Below are 13,730 nucleotides of genomic sequence, written 5' to 3' on the forward strand. Positions count from 1 at the left end.
GCCTAAATTTCGGCTTGTTTCGCGCGCTCGACGCATTCGACGATGATGCGCTTCGCTTCGTTGACGTCGCCCCAGCCGTTGAGCTTCGCCCATTTGCCGGGTTCGAGATCCTTATAGTGGGTGAAGAAATGCTCGATTTGCTGGAGCACGATCGGCGGCATGTCGGTGTAGCTCGCGACATCGGCATAATAGGGGAAGGTCTTGTTGACGGGCACGCAGAGCAGCTTCTCGTCGCCGCCGGCGTCGTCTTCCATCAATAGCACACCGATCGGGCGGCACTTCACCACCGCGCCCGCGACGATCGGCGAGCGCGCGACAACGAGCGCGTCGAGCGGATCACCGTCTTCGCCCAGCGTGTGCGGAACGAAGCCGTAATTGGCGGGATAGCGCATCGGGGTGTGCAGGAAACGGTCGACGAACAATGCGCCCGATGCCTTGTCGAATTCATATTTCACCGGCTCGCCGCCGATCGGCACTTCGATCAGGACATTCAGGCTGTCGGGCGGACTGTCGCCGGCGGGAATCAGGTCGATACGCATGGGAGATCCTTTTGTGTTTTTGAATCGCGCGCGCCTTTAGCGCCGGAAAGTGCCTAAAGTCGAGGGTGTCGCGCGACCTTATATCCGCCGCTGGCCTGCGGGACGGGGGACTAGAGCGCGCGGCGCGGCGTCAGGAGCCGGTCGAACCAATCGGGACCGCTTGCTGTCTTTTCGAGGTGCGGCCAGCGCAGCCCGCCATGATAGGCAATCTCGATCTGGCGGTAGCGACCCCCGCGCTCGACGAGCAGGCGCACCGGGGTCTTGCCGTCGGTGGCGGCGCGAATCGCGCTTTCCAGCCGCTCGCGGCTGTAACTCAGCCCTTCGACTGCGATGATCTTCGTGCCGTTGACGATGTCGGCCTTGAACGCCGGGCCGTCCCACAGGATGCCGGTCGCAACGCCATCCTTGTCGACCGTCATCCCCAGCGAATGGGTCAGGTCGGCGTTTTTCGCCTGCGCCATGCGGTCGCGGTCAAAGACGTTGGGCGCATCGCGCCAAACGAGCCGGTAACCCGCGCGTTCGATCCCGCCGGTGGGTGCCGGCTGCCCGCTCGCCTGCATCCGCGCGCGGAGGAAGCTGGCCCAGTCATGGGGATAGACAGCGTTCAGTGCCTGGGCGACATCGTCGAAACCATAGCTGTCCTGCCCAAAATCGCCTTCGCGCCCGCCGAAAAAGGCGCGCGCGAAATTGTCGAGACTCTTGGCGTTGTTCGTGCCCTGGCGGATCAACATGTCTGCCTCGAGCCACATCAGCGACCCTTCGTTGTAATAGTCCTCGCTACGCGACCAACTCGCGAAAGGCTTGGGCTTGCGTGCCGCGATCACGGGATCAAGCGTCGTATCCTCGACCGAACGCCAGGTCCGCCCCGGCTGGACGCTGTAATTGCCCGCGTTGGTCGCCCATTCGGCCAGGATCATCTCCTTCGACTGCATGCCCGACCGGCCGGCGAGGACCAAGTCCCAGAAACTCGTCTGGCCTTCGTAAACCCACAGCAAATTGTCCTGCATCGGGGTACGAAAGTCGGGGGTCCACAGCTTGTCGGGACGGCGGTATTTGCCGTTCCAGCTGTGGACGAGTTCGTGCGGGAGAAGCCCGCGTTCCCAGTCATTGTCGTTCCATTTGGTGAAATAGTCGGGGTTGCGGCTGTTCTCGCTCGACCGATGATGTTCCAGCCCGATGCCGCCGAGTTCGTCGGTGAGCGCGAGCAGGAATTCATAACGATCGAAATGGCGCACCCCGAACAAGGCAACCGCTTCGGATACCAGCGCCGCGTGTCGGGCGATATGGTCGGGGCTGGCTTCGAGATATTTGGGTTCGTCGGCCACGACATTGAGCGTCACCTTGTTGCCGAGATCCCATTTGCGGAAATATCGGCCGGCGAACATCGGGCTGTCGACGAGCACCTCATAATTGGTCGGTGCATAGCTGTAGCGATTGCCCGACACCTTCAGCCCGTCGAGCGCCGACGCGCCGGTCCAGCCGTCAGGCAGCGTGACCTCCAGCTGCACCGCGATGCCGCGGGTAAAATAGCCCGCGGGGTAAAGGCTGACTTGTTCCCATTGCAGGTTCATCATCGACGGGGTGACAACGACGCGGCCTTCGCTGGTTCGCGTCGGCGACAGGAAGTCGAAGGTGACATCAATGCTTTTGGTGCCCGCCGGCACGTCGACGTCAAAGGCGTAGACGTCGGTTGGCTGGCGCGTCCAGGTCAGCGGCTTGCCGCCCGCGCTGGCTCGGAACCCCGCCATTTCGGCGATCGCGCCGCGCGGGGCATGCTTGCCGGGCAACCATTCGGGATAGAGGAGCGTCAGCTTGCCCGATTTGGCGACGGGGATCGTCTGGCGGACATGAAAGATGCCGCGCGCGACGTCGGTCGCATCGACCTTCAACTGCATGACGCCCGGATAGGGCTTGTCGGCGGGCAGCGGGATGGTCAGCGGCTGGACCACCGGCTGTGGGCGGCTGTTGCCGTCCTGGGCATATACGGCAGGGGCGACGGAAAGGGTGATCAGCGACGCTGCGACCAAGAGTGCTTTTTTCATGGCGCACCATCTGCCGCCAAATGGCCGCAACGTCCAGTCGCCGCTCTGCAAGCGACTTTGCCTTTCGACCAAAAAGCATTAGACGCGCGGCGCATGAGCAAGGATAAATCCGCGAAGATCCCGACGCCGCAGGCCGTGCGCGGCACCCAGGACATGCTTGGCGATTTCGCCGACCGCTTTGGGCATGTTGTCGAGACGTTCGAGCGCGTGCGGCGCCTTTATGGCTACAAGCGAATCGAAGTGCCGGTGATCGAACCAACCGCGGTGTTTGCGCGCTCGCTGGGCGAGACGACCGACGTCGTGTCGAAGGAAATGTATTCGTTCGACGATCGCGGCGGCGAATCGATCACGCTGCGCCCCGAATTTACCGCGGGCATCGCGCGCGCCTATATCACCAATGGCTGGCAGCAGTTCGCGCCGCTGAAGGTTGCGACGCACGGGCCTTTGTTCCGTTACGAGCGGCCGCAGAAAGGGCGATATCGCCAGTTTCATCAACTCGACGCCGAAGTGCTGGGGAGCGACAGCCCGCTGGCGGATGCCGAACTGCTGGTGTTCGCCGATCAGCTTTTGAAGGAGTTGGGGATCTCCGACGGGGTGACCTTGACGCTTAACACGCTGGGCGATGCGGCGAGCCGCGATGCCTGGCGCGCGGCGCTGGTGGAGCATTTTGAAAGCCATCGCGGCGATCTGTCGGAGGACAGCTTGGCGCGGCTCGACAAGAATCCGTTGCGGATTTTGGACAGCAAAGACCCACGCGACCGCCCGATCGCCGATAGCGCGCCCGACATCGACGCCTATCTGACTGGCGAAGCGCAGGATTTCTTCGGGTCGGTGACCGCGGGGCTGGATGCAGCGGCCGTCGCATGGGAACGCAACGCGCGGCTGGTGCGCGGGCTCGACTATTATCGCCACACCGCGTTCGAGTTCGTCACCGACCGGCTGGGCGCGCAGGGCACGGTGCTCGGCGGCGGGCGCTATGATGGGCTGATCGAAGCACTGGGCGGCCCGCCGACCGCAGCGGTCGGCTGGGCGGCTGGGATCGAGCGGCTGGCGATGTTGGTGGATGAGCCGAAGGATGAGCTGCTGAATGTCATCATGGCGGTCGAGGATGATCTCGCCATCCCTGCCGCGCAAAAAATCGCCGCAGCTTTGCGACAGCGTAAACTGTCTACGGACATGATCGCCACCGGTTCACCACGTAAACGCTATGACAAGGCGACCAAGATCAACGCCCTTGTTCTTATGTCGGTGCGATGGAACGACGGCCTTCCTGCCGTGCGGACACAGTCGGCAGACGCCAATGATGTTCTTGTGCAAGTGAAGACCATTCTCGACGGTTTGGGCTATCAGAACGCCTGACCCCACAACCATCGTCACCCCGGACCTGATCCGGGGTCCAGACGGCACCGGCGGCCATGGATCCCGGATCGAGTCCGGGATGACGAAGAATTGAAATGACAACGACCAGATGACCTCCGTTTCCGAAAAGCAGATCGACGCCATCATTGAGCGCCACGCGGCTCTCCAGGCGCGCATGGCGACCGGCGATATGGCGCCTGCCGATTTTGTCGCGGCGTCGAAGGAGTTTGCCGAACTGGAACCCGTCGCCACCGCGGCGCGCGAAGTCGTGCGGCTGCGTGGCGAGCTCACCTCGCTGACCGACATGCTTGCCGATCCCGAAATGAAGGCGATGGCGGCCGAGGAGATCGCTGCGGTCGAGGCGGCGCTGCCTGCCGCCGAACATGACCTGGCGATCAAGCTGCTGCCAAAGGACGTCGCCGACGAACGCGCCGCGATGCTCGAAATCCGCGCCGGGACGGGGGGCGACGAGGCGGCGCTGTTCGCGGCAGACCTCTTGCGCATGTACAGCCGCTACGCCGACGGGCAGGGGTGGAAGGTCGAAGTGATTTCGGCAAACGAGACCGAGGTTGGGGGCTATAAGGAAGTCGTGGCGTCGGTGACGGGGCAGGGCGTGTTTGCCAAAATGAAATTCGAGAGCGGCGTCCACCGCGTCCAACGCGTCCCCGCCACCGAAAGCCAGGGCCGCATCCACACCAGCGCCGCGACCGTCGCGGTGCTGCCCGAGGCCGAGGAGGTCGATGTCGCGATCAACGACAGCGACCTCAAGATCGACATTTATCGCGCCAGCGGAGCGGGCGGCCAGCACGTCAACACGACCGATTCGGCCATTCGCATCACGCATATCCCGAGCGGGCTGGTGGTGATCCAGCAGGATCAGCGCAGCCAGCACAAGAATCGGGCGAAAGCGATGCAGGTGCTGCGCGCGCGGCTCTATGACCTGGAGCGTGCGAAGATCCACGATGCCGAGGCGTCGGCACGCAAGTCGATGGTCGGGTCGGGCGACCGGTCGGAACGCATTCGCACCTATAATTTCCCGCAAGGACGCGTGACCGACCACCGCATCAACCTGACGCTCCACCGCCTGCCCGAAATCATCGAGGGCGCGATGGACGAGTTGATCGACGCGTTGATTGCCGAGGATCAGGCGCAGCGGCTGGCGGGGCTCGGTGACTGATCGTCCCATTTTTGCGGGGGTGGCCGAGTCGCTCCGCACCGCGGCCAATCTGCTCACCGGGATCAGCGAAACCCCGCGGCTCGACGCCGAATTGCTGATGGCGCACGCGCTTGGGGTCGAGCGGCAGGATGTCCTGCTCGACCCGGCGCGGTATGAGGCGCCCGAAATGTACGCGCATCTGATCGGGCGGCGCATGGCGCATGAACCGATCGCCTATATCGTCGGTTACCGCGATTTCTGGACGCTGCGGATCGAAGTGGGGCCGGGGGTGCTAATCCCGCGCCCCGACAGCGAAACCTTGATCGAGGCGTGCCTTGACCTCGCGCGCGAACGCGGGGCGGGGTGGCCGTCGCGGGTTCTGGACCTCGGGACGGGGCCGGGCACGTTGCTGCTCGCGGCACTGAGCGAGTTTCCTGACGCGGTAGGCACTGGGATCGATGCGTCCGAAATTGCGCTGGCCTATGCGCGCGACAATGCCGAGGCGACCGGGATGGCGAATCGCGCTTCCTTTCAGGCGGGCGATTGGGGCGACGGCGTCGAAGCCCGGTTCGACCTGATCCTGTGCAACCCGCCCTATATCGGCATCGCCGAACCATTGATGCCCGATGTCGCCGAGCATGAGCCCACGGGCGCGTTGTTTGCCGGCCCGGACGGCCTCGACGATTATCGACGGATCATTCCCGATTTGCCGCGACTTCTGATGCCGGGCGGGATTGTGATCCTTGAAATCGGGCACCGCCAGCGCATATCGGTGTCCATGCTTGCCGAAGCGGCCGGCTTTGCTGTCGCATGCCGCCAGGATCTCGGCGGCCGCGATCGGGCGCTTTTGCTGACCCGCGCCTGACGGCCACTTGCAAGAATTTTCTTGGTTTCCGCCGCAAAGCGCGGTAGGGGCGGCTTACAGGCCCGACCGGGATGCCGTAATTGGTCCGGCTGGCCTGCTTCCCACTTACGATGCTGGCGCGGGGCCAAGGCCCGGTGCAGGCGGTAAAGGGCAAGAACCGCGCGGGTGGCGCGGGCGCGACGCGCATATGGCGTGATCGGCCAAAAGGGGTTGGCATAGCTTATTAGCTTTTCGACAGGATGTCTCAGTTGAACATGAACAACCGGCAAAGCGGTCGCCGTCGCGGCCGCAACAACAACAGCAACAACAACAATAATAATCGGTCGCAATCGGGCGGTCGCGGCGGGGTCGATCAGGCCAACCGCATCGACAGCCGCGCGCGCGGCAACGGCGCCCAGATGATCGAGAAATATCGCAACCTGGCGCGCGACGCGCAGCTTGCGGGCGACCGGGTTCAGACCGAATATTATCTGCAGTTCGCCGATCACTATTTCCGTGTCGTCAGCGATTTTCGCGCCCGCCAGGAAGAAAAGAACGCTCAGAACGGGCAGGAGCGCAGCCACGATCGCAGCCGTGAAATTCGAGGCGTCGAAGATTTCGACGGTCATGACGACAGCGACATCGACATCGACGGCGATACCGGCCGCGACGACGGCGACAATGGCGACGACCGGGGCGAGCGCAACGATCGCAACGACCGCAACGACCGGGCCCCGCGCGACAACCGCGGCAACCGTGACGACGACAATCGCGGCAATCGCGAACCGCGCGGCAATCGCGACGACGACAATCGCGGCAACCGCCAGTCGGCGCGCAGCCGTCCCGCGCGCAACCGTGACGAAGACGACGCCCGCGATGACCGGAACGATCGCAGCGAAGCCCCTGCCGGACGCGAAGATGCTGCGGAACAGGAACCCGCACCGCGTCCCGCGCGCCGCCCGGCCCGCCGTCCGCGTCAGGACGACAGCACCGACAAGGGTGACGCCGGCATCGATACGGCGGTCCTGCCGCCGGCGATCGGGCGTACGGAGCGTAGCGCCGAAAGCGACGCCGAAAGCGAAGCGCCCGCGGCCAAGCCGCGCCGGACGCGCCGCACGCTTGCGACGCGCAGCACCGACGTCGAAGCGGCCGAATAAGCTGACGATTTCACGCTGGTTTTTCCGATTCGCATGACATAGCCTCCCCGCGGGATAGATCCTGCGGGGAGGTTTTTTATGCGCGTATTGGCTTTGGCCTGTTTGCCGCTGCTGGTCGGTGGCACCGCATCTTCACTGCTTGCGCAGGACACCGCGCCCGCCAATGCGCAGGGCGATGTCGCGGTCACTATCTATAACAACGGCCAGTCGCTGGTTCAGGACGACCGCCAACTCAACGTCGCTGCCGGGCGCAATCGCATCGAATTTCCCGACGTGTCGGCGCGCATCCGCCCGGAAACCGTAACGCTCTCGGGCCCCGGCATCGGCATCGTCGAACAGAATTTCGATTTCGACCTGCTGACCCCCGACAAGCTGATGGACAAGGCGGTCGGCCAGTCGATCACGCTCGTCCGCACCAACCCTGCGACCGGCGCCGAACGCAGCGAGCGCGCCAAGGTGCTCGCGGCAAACGGCGGCATCGTGCTCCAGATCGGCGAGCGGATCGAGGTGCTGCGCGACGACGGCCTCCCCGTGCGCGCGGTGTTCGATCGCTTGCCACCAAACCTGCGCGCTCGGCCGACGCTGTCGGTGACCGTCGATGCCGCTAATGCGGGCGTCGTTCCGGCACGCCTGTCCTATCTGACCCCCAATCTTGGCTGGACCGCCGATTATGTCGCGCTGTTCGACGCCGCGAAGGGCGCGATGGATATCCAGGGCTGGGTCACGCTGACCAACAGCACCGGCACGACCTTCAACAATGCGCGCACACTATTGGTCGCGGGCAATCCCGGCGGGGGCGGCGGGTTTCGCCAGATGACGGGCGCGATGGATTCGGCGGGAACCGAATCGAACGATCGCGAACGACTCGGCGATTATTATCTCTATCCGCTCAGCCAGCGTACGACGATCGCCAATGCGCAGCAGAAGCAGGTGAGTTTCCTCGACGTGAAGGGTGCGCCCGCGCGCTCGACCTATGAATATGTCAATCGCTGGCTCGGCAGTAACAACGAGCCGGTCAGCACCGCGAGCGTGCTGCGCTTTTCGACGTCGCGGCAGGGCGGACTGGGCGACCAGCTGCCCGCGGGCACGATCCGCGTCTATATGCGCGACGCGCGCGGCGATCCGCAGTTCATCGGCGAAAATCGCATCGACCACACGCCGATGGGATCGGCGATGTCGCTGCGCACCGGCGACGCCTTCGACGTCAAGGTGCAGTCGACGGTCGTGTCGCGCACGCGCAAGGGCGATTCGCGCTGGGTGACGAAGATGAAATATAGCGTCAGCAACGCGCGGCCGGCGCCGGTCACGGTGCTGCTCGCGCAGGACGGACTCTATGGCGACGTCCGTATTGCCGACGAAAGCCTGAAGGGTGAGCGGGTGTCCGCCGACCGCGTCGAATGGTCGGTTCCGGTGCCCGCAAACGGCAAGGTCGACGTGACCGCTACCTTCGACACCCGGTATTGAGGCGCGCCGCATGACGCGCGCCGGGCTGATGCTGGCCGGGATTTCGGCGTTGCTGGCGCCGGTGGCGGTTCACGCCCAGGCTGCGCCGCCGGTCGTGCTATCGGCGAAGATCGACGATGCCGCCGTTACCGTCTATCGCGCGCCGTCGCGGGGCAGCGGGGCGATCAATCCAAACTGGCCCCAGGGCTTCGCCTTCATCACCGAAACGCGCACCGTCACCTTGCCCGTCGGGACGTCGGTGCTGCGATTCGAGGGCGTGGCCGAAGGACTTCTTCCGGAAACCGCGGTGGTCAGCGGATTGCCCGACGGTGTGATCGAAAAGAATCGCGATGCGCGGCTCTTGTCCCCCGCGGGGCTGGTCGACGCCTATCTGAAGCGCAGCGTGACCTTGCGACGCACCAACCTCGCGACGGGCAAGGTCGTCGAACAGGAAGCGGTGATCCAGTCGGGACCGGCCGGCGGGGTCATCGTCCAGACCGGGGCGGGGGTGGAGGCGCTTGCCTGTTCGGGCCTTCCCGAACGGATGCTCTACCCCCGCATACCGAAGGACCTGTCGGCGAAACCAACGCTGTCGGTGCTGGTCGAGAGCAAGGCGGCGCGCACGGTAAAAGTGCAACTCCTCTATCTCGCCGAAGGGTTCGACTGGGCTGCGAATTATGTCGCCGACCGCGATTCGGGCGGAAGAACGCTGGGGCTGACCGGCTGGATCACCGTCGCCAACGGCGGGGTGACCAGCTTTCCGGGCGCGCAGCTCAATGTGATCGCGGGGCGACTGAACAAAATGTACAGCCCGCCGCTGCCGCGCAGCAAGCCGGGCGCGCTCATCCTCAAATGCTGGCCGATGGACATCACGAGCACCCACCCGCTGTGGGACCTGCCGCCGATCATCGAGATCGAACAAAGCTATGACGGGGTCATGGCCGAGGAGATCATGGTGACCGCGAACCGGAGTGACCGGCGCGCAATGGCGATGGCCCCGCCGCCCCCGCCTCCACCGCCGCCGCCCGCCCCGCCGCCCCCACCCGCCGAGGATCTGGGCGACCTCAAATTCTATCGCATCCCGTTCCGCGTCGATGTGTCGGCGAAGGGGCAGAAACAGGTTGCGCTGCTGGCGAAGGACAAGGTGGCGGTCGAGCAGCTTTATGCAGCGACCCTCTATAATTTCGGCGACGGGCGTCCACAGCCGCTGACGATGCGGCTCCGCGCACAGAATCGCGAATCGGATGGGCTGGGCCTTGCGCTGCCGGCCGGTATGGCGACGGTGTTCGAGACGATTGGCGGCCGCCGACTGCTCGTCGGTGAGGCGCGGATCGGCGACAAGGCCAAGGGCGAACGGGTCGATTATGACATCGGATCGAGCCCGGCTGTCCAATATAAGGTCACGGTCCAACCCGACCCCAATCCCGACTATCGCCTGTGGCAGGTCCTGTTGACCAACGCCCGGCCATTCGACGCCGAGGTCGAAATGCTGATCCCCTTTGCGCTCGACCCGGCGCCTGAGGGATGGGAACGGCGCGGGTCGAGCTGGGTCTGGCGTGTCCGTGTTCGCGCGAACGACAGCCTCACCCAAATCTTCCGCCAGAAATTGAAAGGCGACTGATTCGTTTTGCCCCGCTGGGCGTCAAGCGGGCGGCAAGGGGCGTGGGCGATGATTTTCGTCGAGCGCGACAAAGGTGAACAATCCTTCGGTCACGCGTTCCTCGGTGCGGCCGCCATCGCGAGTCGCGACGACCTCGATCCGGATGCCCATCGAGGTACGGCCGCGCCGTTCGATATGCGCATAGATGGAGATGATGTCGCGCAGCAGGATCGGCGCGATGAATTCCATCGTGTCGATCGCAACCGTTGCAACCGCCCCCTGAGCCTCACGTCCGGCGACGATGCCGCCCGCAATGTCCATCTGGCTCAGCACCCAGCCGCCAAAGATGTGGCCGTTGGCGTTGATGTCGGCGGGGCGGGGGACGACTCGCAGGATCGGGTCGCGCGGGCAATCTGGCTTATCGGTCATGGTTCATATCCGGATCGTCTTTGAAGGGGTCTTCGATCGATTCGTCGTGGCCGCTGCCGCTCGACAGGAATACAAGCCCCATCAACGCCGCGCCAAGCAGGACCGACAGCCCGACCCCGGCGGCGGTTGCGATCATCATGTGAATGGTCAGCGCCTCGCCCATCGTAAAGCGAAGCCAGCCGAGCGCGCCGACGACCGCGATCAGCGACACCAGTGCCATGCCTTTCATCAGACGGCGATATCGGGCCCAGGCGACTTTCGATGTGTTGCCGTCGTCGAGCGGGGAGCGTTTGACCATGGCCGCTTCCATGGACCAGCCGCGAGGCAAGGCCAAGCGCCAATGGAGCGCGGCCGGGCGTTTCGGCTTTGCCGCGAATCATGATAGGCTTTGCCCATCAAGAATCGACATGGGGAGCGGCAGGCATGACGATCGGAGCGATCCTTCAGGGACGGACGGGCGCGATCATTTCGGCGCGCAAGGAAGATACGGTCCGCGCGGTGCTCGACCTGCTGGCGCAGCACCGCATCGGCGCGATACCGGTGATGGAAGGCGAAGCGATCGTCGGCATCTTTTCCGAGCGCGACCTTGTCCGGCTGATGTCCTCTTATGGTCCCGACGCGCTCGATCGCCAACTCGACGAGGTGATGACCAAGACACCCGTGACTTGCGATTCGGGTACTGCCGTCATCGCGGCGCTGTCGCAGATGACGCAGCGACGCATTCGGCACCTCCCGGTGGTCGACGGCGGCCGCCTCGTCGGATTTGTGTCGATCGGCGATCTCGTCAAATATCGCATCGACAAGATCGAGGCCGAAGCCGCGGCGATGCGCGATTATATCGCGTCCTGAACCGGCGCGTCGGCAACCGGCGGTTGGCGGCGTAAGATAAGGCGGATCACCTCGGTGAGCGCGTTGCGTTCGAGCATCCACAGCAGCGCCGCGTAAAGCGTGGCCCCGAACCCGACGAGGGCCGCGAGTCGCAGCGGCGCGGCGAGGCCGAGCGGCGCGATCGCCACGGCCGCAGCGCCGACGCCGATCGCCATGACCAGAGCGGGGGCGAGGCCGGGGAGCATGGCGCGCGCGACATCCCACAAGCTGACCCCGATCAGCGGCGCCGAAAGTCGCGCGGTGACGAGCAACAACAATGGCGCTGCGATCAGCCACGCCCATGCCATGCCGATCAGTCCCCACTGTGCGCCCATCAGAAACGCGACGGGGAACAGAACAGCGCCGCTCATCGCTGTGAACATCGATATCGACGGCTTGCCGAGCGCGTTGGTGACGGGAGCAAAAAGAATCTGCACCGTCATCAGGATCAGCGCGAGTGAGATAAGCTGGATATAGGGCACCATGCCCAGCCACTTCGCGCCGAACAGCGTTTCGATCATTGGACCGGCGACGACGGCAAGCCCGCAATAGAAAGGCGCGGCGACGAGCATCAATATGCGTACCGTCTTCAGGAACGACCAGCGCACCGCGGCGGCATCTTTCTTGATTCGCGCGTAAGCGGGGAAGGCGACCTCGTTCAGCGGCGGTACGAACTTCGCCATGAATATCTGCGCGAGGAACAGCGCTTCGGCATAAAGGCCGAGCGCGTGGGCGTCGAATCGGGCGCCGGCGATGAAAATGTCCGACTGGCTCTGCACCAGCCAGAAGAGCTGGCTGAACAGCACCGCCGATCCGAATCCGATGATCTGGCCGCAGCCCTTGAAGTTGAAGCTGGGCCAGACGAGCAGGCGCGCGACGAAGGTCAGGCCGATCGCGCGCGTCCAGAACATGGCGATCGGCGCATAGACCAGCGTCCAGACGCCATAGCCCGCGAGCGCACAGGCGAGCGCGGTGCTTGCGCCCGCGAAGGCGGCCAGCAGGTTGACGATCGCCTGGCGCCGGAAATCGAGCGCGCGGCTCATCATCACTTCGGGCAGGGCGATGAACGGCGTCGCCAGGAACAGCAGCGCCTGCACGCGCAGCAGGTCGGCCACCATCGGCTGACCGTAATAGGCCGCGGCGAGCGGCGCGCCGAAGAACTGGATCGCGGCAAGCAGTGCGTTGAGCAGCAACAGCAGCCCGAATGCCTGCCTGATTCGGAATGGGTCGATCGAATCGGATTGCACCAGCGCGCTGGCGAATCCCCACCCGTTGAGGAAGGCGAGGAAGGCCAGCACGACCTGAGTCATCGCGAAAAGACCATAATCGGACGGTTCGAGCAGTCGAATCACGAGCAAAGTCGACGCCCAGGTGATGATCTGCGCGAGAATCTGGCTGCCCGAACGCCAGATCACCGCGCTCCTGACGCGGCTCCCGAATGCCTCGGCACTTTCCTCGTTCGTGCCAATGCCCTTGAATTCCGCGCTTTCGCTCACCATTTCGTCCTTCTGGCCGAGGTCTCTCCGGCGCGTCGAACAACTTTTGAAACAAAATTGCAAAAAGGTTGTTGACGCGAATCGAGGAGGGGCCTAGAGGCCTGTTCACCGGACGGGGCGCGGCGCCAAACGCCACACACCAGCCGGTCGCCAACAGATACGGACAGATGTCCCCCGATAGCAATAGCGGGGAACGACAACTGTCCGCCATTTCTTGTCGGTGAGCTCTTTGAAATTGTGATTGTCGATGAAGGGACATGTGGGCGGCGGCCCTGGGTCTTGCAGCTTTAAGGTGCAAGGTGCTCAGGATAAAAAGCCAAGCCTGACCTACATGTCTTACACGTTTCCATAACGTGGAAGCAGCCTTTTCGGAGGTTGCTTCTTGTGTAGGCCAGGCTCCTTAAAATGAGCGGGTTTGCGAGGGATATTCCACCTTTGCAATCTCGAACATCAAACTTGAGAGTTTGATCCTGGCTCAGAACGAACGCTGGCGGCATGCCTAACACATGCAAGTCGAACGAACTCTTCGGAGTTAGTGGCGCACGGGTGCGTAACGCGTGGGAATCTGCCCTTGGGTACGGAATAACTCAGAGAAATTTGTGCTAATACCGTATAATGACTTCGGTCCAAAGATTTATCGCCCAAGGATGAGCCCGCGTAAGATTAGCTAGTTGGTGGGGTAAAAGCCTACCAAGGCGACGATCTTTAGCTGGTCTGAGAGGATGATCAGCCACACTGGGACTGAGACACGGCCCAGACTCCTACGGGAGGCAGCAGTGGGGAATATTGGACAATGGG

Annotated in this window: 12 protein-coding genes and 1 rRNA gene; 8 read left to right on the top strand and 5 right to left on the bottom strand. The window is 63.8% G+C overall.

The window, feature by feature from the left end; translation table 11 throughout:
• Positions 1-2: 2 nt before the first annotated feature.
• Both ppa and A3E77_RS11165 read right to left on the bottom strand, forming a co-directional pair.
• Positions 3-539 carry an inorganic diphosphatase gene (ppa, locus tag A3E77_RS11160; RefSeq protein WP_293645881.1) on the bottom strand — a complete coding sequence of 179 codons (537 nt, stop codon included), beginning with the start codon at positions 537-539 and terminating at the stop codon, positions 3-5.
• A 110-nt stretch (positions 540-649) separates the two neighbouring features.
• On the bottom strand, positions 650-2,581 hold the full coding sequence (locus A3E77_RS11165; RefSeq protein WP_293645883.1) for a M61 family metallopeptidase: 1,932 nt from the start codon (positions 2,579-2,581) through the stop codon (positions 650-652).
• A 93-nt stretch (positions 2,582-2,674) separates the two neighbouring features.
• Between A3E77_RS11165 and hisS the strand changes: the two genes are divergently transcribed.
• The 6 genes from hisS to A3E77_RS11195 all read left to right on the top strand — a co-directional run bounded on the left by hisS (position 2,675) and on the right by A3E77_RS11195 (position 10,161).
• A complete protein-coding gene (gene hisS / locus A3E77_RS11170; RefSeq protein ID WP_293645885.1) occupies positions 2,675-3,940 on the top strand; it encodes a histidine--tRNA ligase in 1,266 nt (421 codons plus the stop codon).
• Positions 3,941-4,049: 109 nt separating this feature from the next.
• The gene (gene prfA, locus A3E77_RS11175) at positions 4,050-5,117 is read left to right on the top strand and encodes a peptide chain release factor 1 (protein WP_293645887.1); all 1,068 of its coding nucleotides are present in this window, start codon (positions 4,050-4,052) and stop codon (positions 5,115-5,117) included.
• Positions 5,110-5,961, top strand: coding sequence for a peptide chain release factor N(5)-glutamine methyltransferase (gene prmC / locus A3E77_RS11180; protein ID WP_293645889.1), 852 nt, complete (start codon positions 5,110-5,112; stop codon positions 5,959-5,961). Before prfA ends, prmC begins: the two co-directional genes overlap by 8 nt.
• 239 nt (positions 5,962-6,200) lie before the next feature.
• Positions 6,201-7,097: a DUF4167 domain-containing protein gene (locus A3E77_RS11185; protein ID WP_293645891.1), complete on the top strand. Its 897-nt coding sequence runs from the start codon at positions 6,201-6,203 to the stop codon at positions 7,095-7,097.
• Positions 7,098-7,175: 78 nt separating this feature from the next.
• A complete protein-coding gene (locus A3E77_RS11190; RefSeq protein ID WP_293645893.1) occupies positions 7,176-8,561 on the top strand; it encodes a DUF4139 domain-containing protein in 1,386 nt (461 codons plus the stop codon).
• Between the two features lie 10 nt (positions 8,562-8,571).
• Positions 8,572-10,161: a DUF4139 domain-containing protein gene (locus A3E77_RS11195; protein ID WP_293645895.1), complete on the top strand. Its 1,590-nt coding sequence runs from the start codon at positions 8,572-8,574 to the stop codon at positions 10,159-10,161.
• A 21-nt stretch (positions 10,162-10,182) separates the two neighbouring features.
• Here the strand turns inward: A3E77_RS11195 and A3E77_RS11200 are convergent, their stop codons facing one another.
• Together A3E77_RS11200 and A3E77_RS11205 are read right to left on the bottom strand one after the other, a co-directional pair.
• A complete protein-coding gene (locus A3E77_RS11200) occupies positions 10,183-10,569 on the bottom strand; it encodes an acyl-CoA thioesterase (RefSeq protein ID WP_293645897.1) in 387 nt (128 codons plus the stop codon).
• The gene (locus A3E77_RS11205) at positions 10,559-10,867 is read right to left on the bottom strand and encodes a hypothetical protein (RefSeq protein ID WP_293645899.1); all 309 of its coding nucleotides are present in this window, start codon (positions 10,865-10,867) and stop codon (positions 10,559-10,561) included. The genes A3E77_RS11200 and A3E77_RS11205 overlap by 11 nt, the downstream gene beginning before the upstream one ends.
• 125 nt (positions 10,868-10,992) lie before the next feature.
• Here A3E77_RS11205 and A3E77_RS11210 point away from each other — a divergent pair, with 125 nt between their 5' ends.
• Positions 10,993-11,418, top strand: coding sequence for a CBS domain-containing protein (locus A3E77_RS11210; protein WP_293645901.1), 426 nt, complete (start codon positions 10,993-10,995; stop codon positions 11,416-11,418).
• On the opposite strand, the gene A3E77_RS11215 is transcribed toward A3E77_RS11210, so the two are convergent.
• Positions 11,403-12,935 (bottom strand): lipopolysaccharide biosynthesis protein, encoded by a 1,533-nt coding sequence (locus A3E77_RS11215; protein ID WP_293645903.1) that lies wholly within the window; start codon positions 12,933-12,935, stop codon positions 11,403-11,405. The genes A3E77_RS11210 and A3E77_RS11215 overlap by 16 nt on opposite strands.
• Before the next feature lie 449 nt (positions 12,936-13,384).
• On the opposite strand from A3E77_RS11215, the gene A3E77_RS11220 reads away from it, so the two are divergent.
• A 16S ribosomal RNA gene (locus A3E77_RS11220) occupies positions 13,385-13,730 on the top strand; the annotation flags it as partial.

The sequence above is a fragment of the Sphingopyxis sp. RIFCSPHIGHO2_12_FULL_65_19 genome (genome assembly GCF_001830555.1).
GTDB lineage: Bacteria > Pseudomonadota > Alphaproteobacteria > Sphingomonadales > Sphingomonadaceae > Sphingopyxis.

Coding starts and splice junctions, on each gene's coding strand:
- ppa (WP_293645881.1), bottom strand. CDS start 539: ATGCGTATCGACCTGATTCCCGCCGGCGACAGTCCGCCCGACAGCCTG.
- A3E77_RS11165 (WP_293645883.1), bottom strand. CDS start 2,581: ATGAAAAAAGCACTCTTGGTCGCAGCGTCGCTGATCACCCTTTCCGTC.
- hisS (WP_293645885.1), top strand. CDS start 2,675: ATGAGCAAGGATAAATCCGCGAAGATCCCGACGCCGCAGGCCGTGCGC.
- prfA (WP_293645887.1), top strand. CDS start 4,050: ATGACCTCCGTTTCCGAAAAGCAGATCGACGCCATCATTGAGCGCCAC.
- A3E77_RS11185 (WP_293645891.1), top strand. CDS start 6,201: ATGTCTCAGTTGAACATGAACAACCGGCAAAGCGGTCGCCGTCGCGGC.
- A3E77_RS11190 (WP_293645893.1), top strand. CDS start 7,176: ATGCGCGTATTGGCTTTGGCCTGTTTGCCGCTGCTGGTCGGTGGCACC.
- A3E77_RS11195 (WP_293645895.1), top strand. CDS start 8,572: ATGACGCGCGCCGGGCTGATGCTGGCCGGGATTTCGGCGTTGCTGGCG.
- A3E77_RS11200 (WP_293645897.1), bottom strand. CDS start 10,569: ATGACCGATAAGCCAGATTGCCCGCGCGACCCGATCCTGCGAGTCGTC.
- A3E77_RS11205 (WP_293645899.1), bottom strand. CDS start 10,867: ATGGTCAAACGCTCCCCGCTCGACGACGGCAACACATCGAAAGTCGCC.
- A3E77_RS11210 (WP_293645901.1), top strand. CDS start 10,993: ATGACGATCGGAGCGATCCTTCAGGGACGGACGGGCGCGATCATTTCG.
- A3E77_RS11215 (WP_293645903.1), bottom strand. CDS start 12,935: ATGGTGAGCGAAAGCGCGGAATTCAAGGGCATTGGCACGAACGAGGAA.